This window comes from Cellulomonas carbonis (genome assembly GCF_014636275.1).
GTDB classification, from domain to species: domain Bacteria; phylum Actinomycetota; class Actinomycetes; order Actinomycetales; family Cellulomonadaceae; genus Actinotalea; species Actinotalea carbonis.
The window spans coordinates 319521-335748 of record NZ_BMEB01000003.1 but is presented as its reverse complement, the minus strand read 5'-3'; the positions used below and the strand labels follow the sequence as shown (position 1 = coordinate 335748).

At 72.4% G+C, this 16228-nt stretch carries 10 protein-coding genes; 2 read left to right on the top strand and 8 right to left on the bottom strand.

What is annotated here, in order from left to right; genetic code table 11:
• Positions 1-51 precede the first annotated feature (51 nt).
• The 7 genes from IEV86_RS11540 to IEV86_RS11510 all read right to left on the bottom strand — a co-directional run bounded on the left by IEV86_RS11540 (position 52) and on the right by IEV86_RS11510 (position 6911).
• On the bottom strand, positions 52-1008 hold the full coding sequence (locus tag IEV86_RS11540; RefSeq protein ID WP_081978557.1) for a carbohydrate ABC transporter permease: 957 nt from the start codon (positions 1006-1008) through the stop codon (positions 52-54).
• Positions 1008-1964: a carbohydrate ABC transporter permease gene (locus tag IEV86_RS11535; RefSeq protein WP_081978556.1), complete on the bottom strand. Its 957-nt coding sequence runs from the start codon at positions 1962-1964 to the stop codon at positions 1008-1010. The genes IEV86_RS11540 and IEV86_RS11535 overlap by 1 nt, the downstream gene beginning before the upstream one ends.
• Before the next feature lie 55 nt (positions 1965-2019).
• Positions 2020-3360, bottom strand: coding sequence for an ABC transporter substrate-binding protein (locus IEV86_RS11530; RefSeq protein ID WP_043603982.1), 1341 nt, complete (start codon positions 3358-3360; stop codon positions 2020-2022).
• A gap of 491 nt (positions 3361-3851) precedes the next feature.
• Entirely contained in the window at positions 3852-4937 is a 1086-nt protein-coding gene (locus tag IEV86_RS11525; protein WP_081978554.1) for a LacI family DNA-binding transcriptional regulator, read from the bottom strand.
• Between the two features lie 181 nt (positions 4938-5118).
• Complete coding sequence (locus IEV86_RS11520) at positions 5119-5217, bottom strand: 30S ribosomal protein bS22 (RefSeq protein WP_003792170.1); 99 nt, start codon at positions 5215-5217, stop codon at positions 5119-5121.
• A gap of 165 nt (positions 5218-5382) precedes the next feature.
• Positions 5383-5595, bottom strand: coding sequence for a helix-turn-helix domain-containing protein (locus IEV86_RS11515; protein ID WP_043603979.1), 213 nt, complete (start codon positions 5593-5595; stop codon positions 5383-5385).
• A 140-nt stretch (positions 5596-5735) separates the two neighbouring features.
• On the bottom strand, positions 5736-6911 hold the full coding sequence (locus tag IEV86_RS11510) for an acetoin utilization protein AcuC (protein ID WP_043603978.1): 1176 nt from the start codon (positions 6909-6911) through the stop codon (positions 5736-5738).
• 158 nt (positions 6912-7069) lie between these two features.
• Here IEV86_RS11510 and IEV86_RS11505 point away from each other — a divergent pair, with 158 nt between their 5' ends.
• On the top strand, positions 7070-8440 hold the full coding sequence (locus IEV86_RS11505) for a TrkH family potassium uptake protein (protein ID WP_043603973.1): 1371 nt from the start codon (positions 7070-7072) through the stop codon (positions 8438-8440).
• 142 nt (positions 8441-8582) lie between these two features.
• Positions 8583-9218 carry a potassium channel family protein gene (locus tag IEV86_RS11500; protein ID WP_043604011.1) on the top strand — a complete coding sequence of 212 codons (636 nt, stop codon included), beginning with the start codon at positions 8583-8585 and terminating at the stop codon, positions 9216-9218.
• 170 nt (positions 9219-9388) lie between these two features.
• Here IEV86_RS11500 and IEV86_RS11495 read toward each other — a convergent pair whose 3' ends face one another.
• Positions 9389-15901: an alpha-L-arabinofuranosidase family protein gene (locus tag IEV86_RS11495; RefSeq protein ID WP_152605571.1), complete on the bottom strand. Its 6513-nt coding sequence runs from the start codon at positions 15899-15901 to the stop codon at positions 9389-9391.
• Positions 15902-16228 lie beyond the last annotated feature (327 nt).

The following is a 16228-nucleotide window of genomic DNA, read 5'->3' as shown; positions in this document are numbered from 1 at the left end:
CTCTCCGGGGTGTGTTTCTGGTGGTGGTCGTGTGGGGCGGGCGGGCGCCGGCTACTTGATCGCGCCGAGCGTGAGGCCGCCCTGCCAGTACCGCTGCAGCGAGAGGAACGCCACGATGAGCGGGAGGATCGAGACGAAGGCCCCGGTGACGATGAGGTTCCAGACCTGCTCACCGCCCGCGCCCGCGTTGGACAGCATCTGCCAGTTGTTGAGGCCGACCGTGATGGGCAGCAGGTCCGGGCTGCGCAGCATCGCGAGCGCGAGGAAGTAGTTGTTCCACGTCGCGACGACGGACAGCAGCAGCACCGTGACGATCGCGGGGCGCAGCAGGGGCAGCGCGACCTGGAAGAACAGGCGCAGCTCCCCCGCGCCGTCCACGCGGCCCGCGTCGAGCATCTCGTCCGGGACGACGTCCTGCGCGTAGACGCGGATCAGGTACACGCCCAGCGGGCTGAGCAGCGACGGCAGGATGACCGCCCACCGCGTGTTGACCAGCTGGAACTCGCTGAGGAGCACGAACGTCGGGATCACGAGCGCCGTCAGCGGCACCATGACGCTGCCGAGCAGGAGCGCGAAGGAGAAGGTGCGCCCGCGGAAGCGGTACTTGGCGAACCCGTAGCCGGCGAGCACCGCGAGCACCGTGGCGCCGACGCCCGCCGAGAGCGCGTACAGGAACGAGTTGCCGAGCCACGTCCAGTAGATGCCGCCCTGGTGCGTGCTCAGGTCGCGCAGGTTCTGGAACAGGTTGAACTGGTCGTCGAACCACAGCGGACCGCCCGTGCCGGTGAACAGGCCGGAGTTGGTCTTGGTGCTCGCGACGACGAGCCACCACAGCGGCGTGATGAAGTACAGGACCAGCGCGAGCAGGAACAGGTGCGACCCGATCCGGCTGCTGCGCGGTCCCCGCCCGGTGCTCGCCGGGGCGGTGCGGCCGCCGCGGCGCGGACGACGCGCGGTCTCGGTGGTCTGCGGTGCGCCGGCGTTCCCGCCGGCCGTCTGGAGGCTCATCACTTCAGTCCGCTCTTCTTGCGGGTCAGGTACAGGAAGACGTAGGAGAAGACGAAGACGACGATCCCGAGCGCGAACGCGATGGTGGACGCGTAGTTGAACTGGCTGTAGGAGAACGCCAGCGCGAACGCGTACATGTTCGGGGTGTAGTCCGCCGGGATCGCCCCGGGGGCGACGGTGCGCAGGACGGCCGGCTCGGTGAAGAACTGCAGCGTCCCGATCAGGGAGAAGATCACGACCATGACGAGGGCCGAGCTGATCATCGGCACCTTGATGCGCAGTGCGGTCTGCCAGCCGTTGGCGCCGTCGATGCGTGCGGCCTCGTAGATCGCGGGGTCGATGCCGCGCAGGGCCGCGAAGATGATGATCATGTAGTAGCCCGACCACTGCCACGTCACGATGTTGACGAGGCTGCCGAACACCGTGCCCGAGGCGAGGAACGACGGGGCGGTCGCGCCGAACAGCTCGAAGAGGTCCGTCGCGGGGCCGAAGCGCGGGCTGTAGAGGAAGCCCCACATGAGCGCCCCGATCATCCCGGGGATCGCGTAGGGCGCGAAGATCATGAGCCGCGAGAACTTCGACAGCCGCGTCGCGAGCGTGTCGAGCACGAGCGCGGCCGCGAGGGCGATGCCGATCTGGATCGGCACCATGACGACGACGAACTTGCCGACGCGCAGCAGACCCTCGAGGAAGAGCGGGTCGGTGAACGCGCGCTGGTAGTTCGCGATGCCCGTGAAGGACTCGCCGGCCGCCAGCGTGCTCGTGTGCAGGCTCATCCAGAACGCGTAGCCGAGCGGCGCCACGAGGAAGACGAGGAAGACGATCGCGAAGGGCGTGAGGAAGAACCAGCCCCAGCGCTGCCGGTTGTGCTCGATCCGGCTGCCGCGGCCGCGGCCGGGCTCCGTGGGCGTCGCACCCCGACCGGGGGCGGACGTCGTGACCGTGGAGGTGGTCATCGTTGACTCCAGGGGTGGGGGGCCGGGCCGGACTGGTGTCCGGCCCGGCCCGGGGTCACTCGGTGACGGTGAAGCCCTGCGCCGTCGCGTAGTCGACGAGGCTCTTCTCGAAGCCGGCGAGCGCACCCGCCGAGTCGACCGAGCCCTCGACCATCGCGAACAGCTGCTGCGTCTGCTGGTCGTAGACGTAGGTCTGGAACGGCGCGAACGTGAAGCCCTGGTAGCCCGACGCCGCCTCGAGGAAGACGTCCTGCTGGATCTGCTGGCCGTCGAAGAACTCGTACTCGCGGGTCGCGAAACCGTCCGACTCCAGCACGGGCTTCCACAGCGGGAACAGCGCGGCCTCCTCGATGCCGATGTCCCACGCCTCCTCGGTCCCGAAGATGCCCATCGCGACCTGCGCCGCGAGCTCGGGGTCGTCGGCCTGGCTGGTCACCGCGAACGTCGAGCCGCCCCAGTTGATCTGCGTCGGCTCCTCGCCCTCCCACTGCGGGATGGGCGCGGCGCGCCAGGTCGCCTCCTCGTCGGCGTCGGACAGGCCCTGCAGGTAGCCCGGGCCCCACGCGGCCGCGAGGTACACCGCGTAGGTGCCGTCGACGAGGCTCGTGTTGTAGTCGGCGGTGAACGCCTCGTCGGTCGAGACGAGGCCCTCGTCGACCAGGCCCTCCCAGTAGGAGAGCACCTCCTGCGCCGGCTCGGTGTCGACCGCGATGCCGATCTCGGTGGGCGCGGCGGCGTCGTAGGTGAACGGCTCCCAGCCCTTCTGGGCCATGAGCGCGTGGATGAACGCGTTGCCGTTGGTCGGGAAGTTGGTGATGTAGCCCTCGTAGCCCGCGTCCTTGAGCGCCTGCGCCGCGGTCGCGAACTCCTCCCACGTGGTGGGGACCTCGACGCCGTACTCGGCGAAGATGTCCTCGCGGTAGAGCATGCCCATGGGCCCGCCGTCGACCGGGACCGCGTAGATCGCGTCGCCGTTCGTGACGTCGCTCCAGGCGCCCTCGGTGAACTCGCCCTCGAGCTCGCCCGCGCCGTACTCCGACAGGTCCACCAGGCCGTCGCGGATCGTGAAGGTCGAGAGCACCTCGGCCTCGAGCATGATGACGTCGGGGGCGCCCGAGCCGGCTTCGAGCGCGGTCGAGAACTTGGTGTACTCGTCGGCGCCCTGACCGGCGTTGGTCCAGCAGATCTGGACGTCGTCGTTGGTCTCGTTGAAGTTGTCGACGACCTGCTCGAACGCGGGGTACCAGGCCCACACGCTCACCTGCGGTGCGTCCGCGTTCACGATCTCGTTGGTGCAGCTCTCGCCGGAGGCCGAGCCGCTGCCTCCCGAGCCGCCGTCCGAACCGCCGCAGGCCGCGAGCGCCGTGACCGCGACCGCGCTGGCAGCGACTGCCATGGGCCGACGGGCGGAGCGACGAATGCCCTCCATGCGAATCCTCCTTGATCCGACCGGCGGCGAGGTGCCGTCCGGGGCCGCGTCCCGAGGACGCGTCTACATCGTTGTAGACGAGAGTTTGCATCGATGTAGAGAAGGCGTCAAGCCCCTGAGGTCACGGGATGTTAACGCTCACTTCTGACGGCGGGACGACGGCGGTGTCGTGCGACTCGCGGCGACAGGCGCGTGACGGTGCCCGCCGCTCCGGAAGGTCGCCGGCGCGCGGCGCAAGGTGGTGCCGGGCATCGGCACCGTGCGGCGGCGCGCTCCTCGTCCACGTGAAGATCGTGGTCCGCATTCCGACCCGAGGCCTTCACCGAACGGCGCAGCGGCCGACCGACTCCGCGCAGGTTCCGCACGCATTCACCGCCACCACCACCGACGACGCCCGCACCGACGACGCCCTCGCCACCGGCCCACGGCCCCGCCGCCGCGCGCCCCCGAGCCGCCCGTCAGCGGGTCGACGGGACCTCGACGTCGTCCGGGACCGGCGTCGTCGTCTCGCCGGGCTCGGGTGACGCGGTGCGCCGGCTGGGGTCGGTCGAGCCGCCGACGTCGATCCGGTACGCGGCGACCACGCGCTGGGGCTCGCCCGCGCCCGCGCCCGACGTCCGCTCGTGCAGCAGCCGGACGGCGGTCTCCGCGATGACCTCGCGCCCGGGGTCGACCGTGGTGAGCGTCGGGTTGGAGTACCGGCCCTCGTCGATCGCGTCGAAGCCGATCACCGCGACGTCCTCGGGCACGCGCAGGCCGCGCACCTGGAGCTCGTGCATCGCGCCGAGGGCCAGCGCGTCGTTCATGCCGAACACCGCGTCGGGCGCCGCACCGTCGTCGAGCAGCCGCGCCATCGCCGCGGCACCCGTCGCGCGGTGCCACAGGCCGGCCTCGCCCTCGAGCGCGGGGTCGGGTGCGATGCCGGCCTCCTCGAGGGCGGCGCGGTAGCCCGCGAGGCGCAGCGCGGCCGAGCCGACGACCTCGCCCGGGTGCACCCCGACGACGGCGATCCGTCGCCGGCCGAGCGCGAGCAGGTGCCGGGTCGCCGCCGCCGCGGCGTCGACGTTGGCCATCGTCACGTGGTCGACCGGGCCGTGGAAGATGCGCTCGCCGAGCAGGACCAGCGGGTACCCGACGTCGAGCAGGTGCTCGTCGCCCGGACCCAGCCCGAGCGGGCTGTAGATCAGCCCGTCGGTGAGGTGCCGGCGCGCACCGGTCAGGACCTCGATCTCGCGCTCGCGCCGCCCGCCGTGCTGCTCGATGAGGACCGTGAGGCCGCACTCCTCCGCGGCGTCGATCACCGAGTCCGCGAGCTCGGCGAAGTAGGGCAGGCTCAGCTCCGGGACGGCGAGGCCGATGATGCCCGTCCGGCCCGTGCGCAGGTTCCGCGCGGTGAGGTTGAGCTGGTAGCCGAGCTCCTCGATCGCGGCGAGGACGCGGTCACGCGTCCCCGGCCGGATGTGCGGGTAGCCGTTCACCACGTTCGACACGGTCTTGACGGACACGCCGGCGAGCCGGGCGACGTCCTGCATCGTGGCCGCCATTGGCCTCCCTCTCCCCGGTGCGACCGGCCGCCGTCGCGACCTGCGACGATTCTACATCGTTGTAGAAGAGCCGACGAGGGCCCGGCCCCCGCCCCTGTCGGGACACCGGACCCCGGGTACGCCACAGGCCCGGCACCTGGCCGGGCCTGCGTGGGTCGCCCGGGATCACCCGGGCGACGGGTCACTTCTTGTTGCGACGCTGGTGGCGCGTCTTGCGAAGCAGCTTGCGGTGCTTCTTCTTGGCCATGCGCTTGCGGCGCTTCTTGATGACGGAGCCCACGGGTCCTCGCAGATCTAGATCGGTACCGGGGTCCCGCCGAGGCCGGAGCCCGGCGCCGCCCCGAGGTCGGGAAGGTCCGCGCTCACTGTACCCGGTCGCGCCGACGCCCGCGTACCCGGGCGTGTCGCCCGGTCGACGCCGACGTGCCGTCGACGTGCCGGCGCGTCAGCCGCTGAGCCGGTCGCGGTCGACCGACGACGCCTCGAGGTAGGCGTCCAGCGCGTCCTGCGGGACGCGGAACGAGCGACCGACGCGGACGGCCGGCAGCTCACCGCCGTGGACCAGGCGGTACACGGTCATCCGGGACACGCGCATCGTGTCGGCGACCTCCGCCACGGTCAGGTAGCGCAGGCGCGGCTGCTGCGGCCCGTTCGACATCTCGCCCCGATCTTCCCTGCCCACCCGGGCCCGGTGCCCGCGCAGGCGCGCGACTGCGCCGATGACGAGCCTAGGGGCTCGGCGTGACGGGTGGGAAGGCGGTGACTGCTGTGACGCCTGGGACGTCACCCGACCGGCCCTCAGTCGTACAGCGGGTCGAGGTCGTACCAGTCGAAGACGGCGCGTCGGGCGGCGAGGATCACGCGGTCGACGTCGTCCGCGGGGTCGTAGCCGTCGGCCCACGGGCGCGGACGCGGGTCCTCGTCGTCGGTCATCGTCGTGGGGGCGTCCTGGCCCGTCACGTGGTCGACGTGGTCGAGCCAGGCGTCGGGCACGCGCGTCGCGGGGTCGAGCGGAGCGTGCGCAGCGATCGCGAGCAGGTGCGTCCACACCCGCGGGACCACCGAGGCGACCGCGTACCCGCCGCCGCCGAGCGCGAGCCATCGCCCGTCGCACACGTCGTGCGCGAGCTCGTGGACGCGCTCCGCGGCGCGGCGCTGCGCGTCGACCGAGACGTCGAGGTGCGTGAGCGGGTCCATCCCGTGCGCGTCGCAGCCGTGCTGGCTCACGACGACGTCGGGGGCGAAGGCCCGCGCGACCGGCAGAACGACCGCCTCGACGGCACGCAGCCACGGGACTCCGGACGTCCCGGCCGGCAGCGCGACGTTGACGACCGTCCCGCGTGCGTGCGGCCCCCCGACGTCGGTCGGGTGGCCGGTCCCGGGGAAGAGCGTCAGCGGGCTCTCGTGGACCGACACCGTCAGCACGCGCGGGTCGTCCCAGAACGCGGCCTCGACGCCGTCGCCGTGGTGCGCGTCGAGGTCGAGGTAGGCGACGCGGTGCGCGCCGAGGTCGAGCAGGCGGCGGATCGCCGCGACGGCGTCGTTGTAGACGCAGAAGCCTGCGGCGTGGTCGCGCATCGCGTGGTGCATGCCGCCCGCGACGTTGACCGCGTGCACGACGTCGCCGCGCCAGAGCGCCTCGGCGGCCTCGACGCTGCCCGCGACGACGCGCGCCGACGCGTCGTGCATGCCGGGGAAGCACGGGTCGTCGGTCGTGCCCAGGCCGTGGTCGGGGTCGGGGTCGCCCGTCTCGTCGGCGACCCGCACGGCCTTCACGTAGCCGGGGTCGTGCGCGAGGGCGAGGACGTCGTCGGACGCGGGCTCGGCGGCGACGACCTCGACGTCCGGGGCGTCGAGCACGCCGAGCGCGGACGCGAGGCGGTGGGTGAGGTCCAGCCGCAGGGGCGTCATGGGGTGCCCTGGCCCGAAGTCGTACCTCAGGAGCTCCGGGGACCAGACCACCCGCGTCAGCATGCTTCACCGTAGCGCCCGCACGACCGTGGGCAGGCGCCGGGGCGCCGCCGCACGCGCCCGCGTCCCGTGGTGCACAGTAGGTTCCCGGCGCGGGGTCCCCCGCCCCGCCGGCGCAGGTCCGTCCGGCGTCGGAGCCCGGTCGGGAGGAGGTGGCGGCGGTGGAGATCCCCGCACCGCTGCTCACCGCGCGCGAGTGGGTCGACGACGTCGCGCGCCGCTCCCCCGCACGGCTCGCGATCTCGGTGTTCGCCGCGATCGTCGCGACGGTCGCCGGGCTGCTCATGCTGCCGGTCTCGACCGCGGGCGACCGGCAGACGTCGTTCGTCGACGCGCTGTTCACGGCGACGTCCGCCGTGTGCGTCACGGGCCTGACCGTCGTCGAGACCGCGACCCACTGGTCGGGTTTCGGGCAGGCCGTGATCCTCGTCGGCATCAAGGTCGGCGGCCTCGGCGTCATGACGCTCGCGTCGATCCTCGGCATGGCCGTGTCGCGGCGCATCGGGCTCACCCAGCGGCTCCTCACGGTCGCCGAGACCAAGACGGAGTCGCTCGGCGAGGTCGGCTCGCTCGTCCGCGTCGTGATCATCACCTCGCTGAGCCTCGAGGCCGCGATCGCGCTCATGCTCTTCCCGCGGTTCCTCACGCTCGGCGAGGAGGCGGGCACCGCGCTGTGGCACGCGGTGTTCTACGCGGTGTCGGCGTTCAACAACGCGGGCTTCGTGCCGACGCCCGAGGGCCTGGGCCCCTACATCGGTGACTGGTGGATGAACCTGCCACTCATCCTCGGGGTGTTCGTCGGGTCGCTCGGCTTCCCCGTGATCCTCAACGTCGCGCGCCGCCGGACGCGCGTGGGCAAGTGGAGCCTGCACACCAAGCTCACGCTGTCGGTCTCGCTCCTGCTGGTCGTGGTGGGCGCGCTGCTCATCGGCTCGGCCGAGTGGAACAACGAGAAGACGTTCGGCGGGCTCGACGTGCCGTCGAAGCTGCTCGCCACGCTGTTCGCCGCGGTCATGCCCCGCTCGGGCGGGTTCAGCACGGTCGACGTCGGCGACATGACCGAGGCGACGTGGCTCATGACGGACGCGCTCATGTTCGTCGGCGGCGGGTCGGCGTCGACCGCGGGCGGCATCCGCGTGACGACGCTCGCGGTGCTGCTGCTCGCGATCCTCTCCGAGGCGCGCGGGGACCACGACGTCGAGGCGTTCGGGCGGCGCATCCCGCGCGACACGCTGCGCCTCGCGATCACCGTGACGTTCATCGGCGCGACGGCGGTGCTCCTGGCGAGCCTGCTGCTGCTCGAGATCACCGGCGAGACGCTCGACCGCGTCCTCTTCGACGTGATCTCGGCGTTCGCGACCGTAGGCTTGTCGACGGGCCTGACCGCCGAGCTCCCCGACGCCGGGAAGTACGTCATGACGGCCCTCATGTTCATCGGCAGGACCGGGACCATGACGGTCGCCGCGGCGCTCGCGCTGCGCGACCGTCGTCGCGTCATCCGGTACCCGGAGGAGAGGCCGATCATTGGGTGACGCGCTGGACACGCCCCGTCCCGGGCTCGAGCAGCCCCGCCCCGCGGGGCTGGGTCGCGGGGGCACCGCCGACCGGCACGGGGCCGACCTCGCCCGCGCACGGGGGCGCGGCCGCGAGAAGGAGAAGGAGCGCGAGGCGGGCGTGCTGCTCGTCGGGCTCGGGCGCTTCGGCTCGTCGATCGCCCTGACGCTCGACCGGCTCGGGCACGACGTCCTCGCGGTCGAGCGCGACCCCGAGCTGGTCGCGCACTACACGGGCCGCTTCCCGCTCGTGCAGGCCGACGCGACCAACCCCGAGGCGCTCGTCCAGCTCGGCGCCAAGGAGTTCGGCGTCGCGGTCGTGGGCGTCGGCACGTCGCTCGAGGCGAGCGTTCTCGTGACCGGCAACCTGGTCGACCTCGGCACGCCGCAGATCTGGGCCAAGGCGATCTCCAACGAGCACGCGCGGATCCTGCACCGCATCGGCGCGCACCACGTCGTGCTGCCCGAGGCCGACGCCGGGAACCGCGTCGCGCACCTCGTCTCGGGCAAGCTGCTCGACTACATCGAGGTCGAGGACGGCTTCACCATCGTGAAGATGCGGCCGCCGCGCGAGACGCAGGGCTTCACGATCGGGCAGTCCGAGATCCGCAAGCGCTACGGCGTCACGGTCATCGGCGTGAAGCCGCCCGGCGAGGAGTTCGTGTACGCGACGGAGGAGACGCGGATCTCGGCGAACGACCTCCTCATCGTCTCCGGTCACGCCGACCTGCTCGAGCGGTTCGCCGCGCGCCCGTAGACACGCGGGCCGACCGCAACCGGCCACCTCGGCAGGCGACACCGCGCCAGCCTCCCGGCCGGGGAATCCCGGCACCGACGCCACAGGGCGGGGTCCGCGCGGACCCCGCCCTGCCTGGTGCTCACCTGCGGTCCGGCCGCCGGGTGCTCAGCACCCGGCGGCCGGAGCCGTCACCTCGCCCAGGAGCGACCCCACGGGGCGACGACGCGCAGCACGACCGTGGCCGTCGACGGCGCGTGGAGCGCGTCGCCCAGGTACCGGACCTGGAGCTGGTGCCGCCCGGGCTCGAGCCCGCTGGTGGCGACGACGGCACCGCCGACGCCCCAGCCGACCGAGCCCGTGCCGACGACGACACCGCCCGCACTGACCTCGAGCGTCCCGGTCGGCAGCGCCGTCTCGCGCTCGGCGGGTCGCACGGTCGCGACCACGGCGCTCGGCAGCCCTGCCGGGACGGTGCTCGGGACCGCGTACGCGCGGATCGTCGTCGCCGTCCGGGTCTCGAGGACCGTGACGACCACCCGGGCGCGCACGCCCACGCCCCCGTCGAGCGTCCCCGCGACGACGACCTCGCCCGGCTGGGCCCAGGCCGTCGGGTCCACCTCGTCCCACGTGACCGCGCGCTCCTGCGTCGAGCCGTCACCCATGTGCGCGGTGACGGTGGCCGGCAGCGTCGGCGCCTGACCCATCGGGGTCTCAACCAGTACGTCGTCGACGGACTCGACGAACGCGTCCGGCTGGTAGACCTCGACCAGCCGGTCGAGCTCGCTCTGCGTGATCGGCAGGACGGTGCCGTGCCGCGGGCTCGTCGGCAGGTCCGCCCCCTCGGTGGGGGTCCAGACGCCCGAGTCGAGGTCGGTCGTCTCGAACGGCACGTACCCGTTCCCACCGCCGTACGGCGGCCAGTCCTGGAAGAGGTACCACTTCTCCTCGGTGTTCGACTTGAACACCGTCGGACCCTCACCGTGCGTGATCGTGCCCTCGCCGATGCGCTCCGTGATGAGCTCCCACGAGGTGCCCATGGCACCCGTGGTCGGCAGGAGCAGGTCGTCCGACTTCTCCTGGAGCACCATCATGACGTCGTTCCGCTCGTCCTTCGTGAAGCGGTAGTACGTCCCCTCGTGCTCGACGACGGTGGAGTCGATCGTGCCGCGGCCCGCCTCGCGCCGGACGTCGATCCACACCTGCGGCTCCGTGAACGTCACGAAGTCGCGCGTCGTCGCGTACATCATCCGGTTGTAGCTGTCGGCGGTCCGCCGGCCCTCGACCTCGGTGGTCGGGTAGAGGTTCGACGCCCAGTACACGACGTAGGCGCCGAGGTCGTCGCTCCAGAACGCCTCGGGCGCCCAGGTGTTGCCCGCGAAGTCGGACGACACCTTGACCATCCGCTGCTCGCCCCAGCTCACGAGGTCCGTGGACTCCCACACCATGAGGTGCTTCGAGCCGCTCTCCTGCGCCTCGGCGAAGTTGCCGCCGCCGTAGATGCGCAGGTCGGTGGCCAGCAGGTAGAACCGGTCGCCCTCGGGCGAGCGGATGACGAACGGGTCCCGCAGACCCTTCTCGCCGAGCGTCGACGTGAGCACGGGCTCGCCGTCGTTGAGCTCCTGCCACTCGAGCACGGTGTTGCCCTCGCTCGCCGCGAAGTGGATCTGCTCGCCGTCGGCGGTCGACTCCCCCTCGAAGTACGGGAAGAAGTACGCCTCGAGCGGCTCCTCGGCGGGCAGCGGCTGCACCGTCGCGGTGTAGGTGCGCGTCGCGCTCGCGGCACCGCGCGTGGCGGTCACCGTGAGCTCGACGACGACGGCGTCGCCGCCGTGGGCCGGCCGCGTCACCTCACCCGTCGGGCTGACGACGTCGGGCGCCGACGACGACCACGCGAGCGTGGTCCCCGTGGGTCCGGCCGTCGGCAGCGTGATGTTGCCCCGCACGTCGTCGAGGTTCGGGATGACGACGCCCGCGGCGTCGATCTCGACGGCCTCGGCGTCGTCGGGCTCGGGGACCACCGTCACCTCGAACGTGCGGGTACCGGACTCGGCACCCCGCGTGACGGTCGCGGTGAGCGTCACCGTGGCTGGCTCGGCGTCGGGCGCCGGGCGCGTGACCGCACCGGAGTCCGAGACCACGGCCGGGTCGGACGACGACCACGTGACACGCGAGCCGTCAGGCGCCGACGTCGGCAGCGTGAGGTCGGCCTCGACCGCGGACGTGTCGCCCAGGTCGAGCGCCTCGAGGTCGGCCGCGACCGCCGCCGACGCGACCGGCTGCGCGAGCAGCCGGGTCTCCGCGGCGGTGAGGGCGCGGTCGTGGATGCGCACGTCGCGCACCGTGCCGTCGAGGTACCGGTCGCCGGAGTAGACGGACCGGCCGACGTGGTTCGCGGTGGTGGAGCCACCGCCGATGTCACCCGGCGTGATCGTGACGGGCGCGCGGCCCACCTCGACCCCGTCCTCGTACAGGACGGACACGCCGTCCTCGACGGTGTACGTCAGGTGCTTCCACACGCCTCGGTCGAGGCCCCGGTCGCCTGCGGCCCGGACACCCTGCTCGGTCGTCCAGCTCCCCGACGCGATCGCGGCCCGGTAGGGGTCGCCGGTCGAGAAGAGGTAGCCGTCACCCGAGCCGCCCGTCGAGTTGCCCAGGCCGTACAGGAAGTACGGCGTGCGCTGCTCGGGGTCGATCCGGACGTCGAGCGAGACGGAGATCCCGTCGAGGCCCGCCATCACGTCGTCCGGCAGGTCGACGAAGTCGTCGACGCCGTCGAGCACGAGGCCCTCCGGCCCGAGCTCCGCGCCGCCGAGCACCGCGCCGTCGCGGCCGGAGCCGCTGAGGTCGGTCGCCGTCGTGCCGCCGTCGCCCGTGAGCGCGTAGTGCAGCACGAGGCCCCGCTGCGGGTCCGGCTCGGGCGCTGCGACCACGGTGACCACGGCGCGAGCACGCACGCTCGTGCCGCTCACGGTGCCCTCGACGACGACCTCGCCCGGCTGCTCCCACAGGGCCGGGTCGACGGCGTCCCAGGTCACGACGACCTGGCGCGACGTCCCGTCGCTGAGGTGGGCGGTCGCCCGCGTCGGCAGCGTCGGCGCCTCACCGACGAGCGTCTCGACCGCGACGTCGTCGATCGACTCGACGACGGCGCCGCCGCCGCCCGTGGCCAGCCGCAGGATCGTGACCGACTGCGCCGGCAGCTCGTACGTGAACGAGCCCGAGACGCCGTCGAGCGTGCGCTCGACCGGCACGATGCGGTCGGGGTCGGCCTTGGTGTTGGTGTCGGCGAGCGACGCCGCGGTGAGCTCGGTGACCGTCGCCGTGCCCTCGAGCGCGACGTCGGACACCTCGACCGTGGTCCGCATGACCGTGTCGGACGTGTTGACGACCTTGGCGACGAGGTCGCCGGTCTCGACGTCGCGCGTGACGACCTGGTGCACGACGTCGGCCGGGGCCGGCTCGGTGTACTCCATCTGGAGCACGTCGTCGAGGTAGAGGCGGATCGACCGGCCCGCGACCTCGACGCGGACGCGGTAGTCGCGACCCGTCTCGACCGAGTGGCCCTCGACCGCCATGACCTCGTTCGCCGTGCCGCCGCTCGCGCGCTGGAGGGCCTGACGGGTGTTGTTCCAGCCGCCGATGTTCCACCAGTAGAAGTCGTTCGCGCCGCCCGCGGCGAAGCCGATCAGGAAGCCCTCGGAGCCCGCGAGCTTGCGGGCGTCGACCTCGAGCGTGTAGCTCGACCAGTCCTTCGCGTACGCGTCGGTGATGATCGTGCGGGCGTCGGTGACCGCCGTCGACGACTGGACGTACTCGCCGTCCGCGACGGCCCACTCACCCGCGACGGGCTGCCACTGCGAGGCGTCGGAGAAGTCGTCCGCGAACAGGACGTCTCCCGTGCCGGCCGCCGTGACCCGCACGTCGTCGTACGCCGCGCTCGTCGCCCACGTCGAGAGGAAGACGCCGCCGTCGATGTCCTGCGGCGCGACCGCGGGACCGTCGAAGGTGCTCGGGACGACCTCGTCGCCGACGTTGTTCATGAACATGTGCTGCACGTGGTAGTTCGGCGTGAGCCACGACTCGTCGTTGTCGAACCAGATCGCGTCGGGCGACCACTGCACGTAGTCCTCGTTCGCGAACAGCGGCGCGTACGACGCCATGCGCACCACGTCGGAGTTCCGCTCCAGGCCCGTCATGTACGCCGCCTCGGCGAGCGCGTTCCCGAACGTGTTGCCGCGCGACGCGTACTCGCCGAGGAACACCTCGGGACCGTTGCGGTCGTAGGAGTCGTAGCGGTGCGTGTTCGCGAGGAACCAGGACGGGTCGTTGTAGTAGTGCTCGTCGACCATGTCGACGCCCTGCGCGCGGTTGAACTCCCAGAGCTGCTCGAATCGTGCTCCCGCGTCGTCCGGCCCGGAGTTGGAGATGATCGTGACGTCGGGGTACGCCGCCTCGATCGCCGCGCGGAACCGCGGGAAGTTGGCCTCGAACGTCGTCGTGTTCTCCTCGTTGCCCAGCCCGATGTAGCGCAGGCCGAAGGGCTCGGGGTGCCCGAGCTCGGCACGGACGGCGCCCCACTCGGTGGACGTGTCGCCGTTCGCGAACTCGATGATGTCGACGGTGTCCGCGACCCAGCGCTCGATCCGCTCGTCGTCGGTCATCTCGGGGATCGAGCTGCCGCAGCCGTTCGCGCCGACCGAGACGACCGGGAGCGGCGTCGCACCCAGGTCCTCGGCGAGCATGAAGTACTCGAGGTAGCCGATGCCGTACGACTGGTTGTAGCCCCAGAAGTTCCAGTTGGTCGGGCGCTCCTCGACCGGGCCGAGGGTCTCCTTCCACTGGTACGTGCGCTGCCGGTCCTGGTAGCCGCTGCCGACGTAGGAGTCGAACGTGCCGACGTTGGTCACGCAGCCGCCGGGGAAGCGCAGGAACGACGGGTCGAGCGCCGCGAGGTGCTCCGTGAGGTCCTTGCGCAGGCCGTACGTCCCGTTGACCGGGCCGACCCACTGCTCCTGCGGGAAGAGCGACACCATGTCGAGGTTCACCGTGCCCGGCGCCCCCGCGAGGACGTCGAGCCGGCCGCGCGTGGTGGTCGCCGTCGCCGTGACCGTGACCTCGTGCTCCGCCCAGGCGTCGGTGCCGTCGACGGTCACGGTGCCCGTGGCGACGACGGCGCCGCCCGGTCCGTCGGTGACGCGCACCGTGAGGTCCTGCGCCGTCGCGGTGCGGGCCCACACGGAGAAGTCGTAGGCGTCGCCCTCGGTGAGCGCGAGGCCCGTGTTGTAGCCCGCGTTGCGGATGCCCGCACCGGCCGCGGGCGCGTCGAGCCGCAGGTAGAAGCGGTTCGTCTCGTTGAGCCGGCCGTCGTCGGAGACCACCTCGGCGGCGGCGCCGTCGACCGGCTCCCACGCCGTGAGGCCCGTGAACGACGCGTTGTCGCTGCTGTTGAACTCGAAGGACCGGTTGCGCACGAGCTCGGCGTACAGGCCGCCGTCGGCCGCGTAGTTGATGTCCTCGTAGAACAGGCCGTAGAGGTCGTCGCTGACCTCGATGTCGGTCGCGTCGCCGTCGATGCTCAGCGTCGCCTCGGCCTCGCTCACCGCGGCGAGCGTGAGGCGCACAGCGTCGTCGCGCGCACCGATCACCAGGTCGCCGTCGACGAGACCCGCGTACCCCTGCTCGGCCGTCGCGTCCGCGAGCCGCAGGACGAGCCGACCGCCACCCGCGTCCGTGAGGCGCAGGGGCGTCCCGGAGACGTCGCCGTCGCCCAGGGTCAGCCGGCCCGCGTCGTCGACGACGACGGCGCGGCCGTCCGCCGCGAGCGTGAGGGCGCCCTCCGCGCCGTCGACGGCGGCCGCGCCCAGCTGCACCGACGACGTCGGACGCTGCGGGGCCAGGCCCAGCACGCCGTCGTCGGCGGTCAGGTAGGGCGCGTCCGCCTCGCCGCGGAGCGTGAACGTGCCCTCGGGGACGACGTCCTCGCCCTCGGCGGCGACGAGGGCGACGAAGTCGAAGACCGCGGTGTGCGACGGCGCCGCGCCGGCCGCGAGCGCGTACAGGCCGACCTGCGTCGTCGGGAAGGTCACGGTGACCTCGGCGGCCTGCTGCCACGCGCCGTCGGCCCAGTAGCTCGTCGTGATGGTGTCGCCCGTGCGCTGCAGGCGGAGCGTCTCACCGGTCGAACCGGGGCGCGCCGTGGTCGTCGAGGCGTAGGTGCCCGCGGTCTCGACGCCGTTCTCCAGGACGACCGGTCCGCCGTCCGCGAAGCTCACGTGCGTCAGGCCCGCGCGGACGTAGCTGTCCATGTCCTGCCACGCGATGACGCCGGCCCCCTGGAAGTCCTGGGCCACCGGCGCCTCGAGCGAGGTCACCAGCGTGAAGTCGCCCGCCGGCACGTCGAGCAGCATGACGTTCCGCGCGGTGTTCGAGTCCTGGTAGGTGTCGCCGGGCTGCGACGCGAGCGTCAGCGTCCCCGCGGCGGGGTCGACGCTCCACGCGTCGGGCTGCTCGTTGACGACGGTCCAGCGCGGGTCGAGCCCGTCGCCGGTGAACTCGTCGACCCAGGCGCCCTCGGGGACGACGCCGTCGGGGGCCTCGGCGGCTGCGGGGACCGCGCCCACGAGGGACGCGGCCAGAAGGGTGAGGACGGTCGTTGAGGCGGCACCCGCTCGTCGGCGGGCATGCGGCCAGGAGATACTCATCGTGCTCCAACCACTCGGCAGGGTGGGACAGGGGCCCGGCATCGGGCCTGCTTCGGACCTCCTTCCGGGGCGTCCGGTGACGAGCCGCACGCCAGGAGGTCGCACCCTCCTGGCGTGCGGCGGGGATCAGGTGCCGCCGTCGGGGCCGCGGGCGGGTTCCTCGGGCTCGGTGGTCGGCAGAGCCCGACGTCGACCGCTCACCGGACCTCCTCGTCCTCGGCTCGTCGTCCGTCCCGCGGGAGGGGCCTCGGGCGGGAGACCGTGCCGCGCCCACCGAGGTCCCCTCGCACGAGGTCGGGCCGTCCGGCCCAGGTCACCGACGGCGCT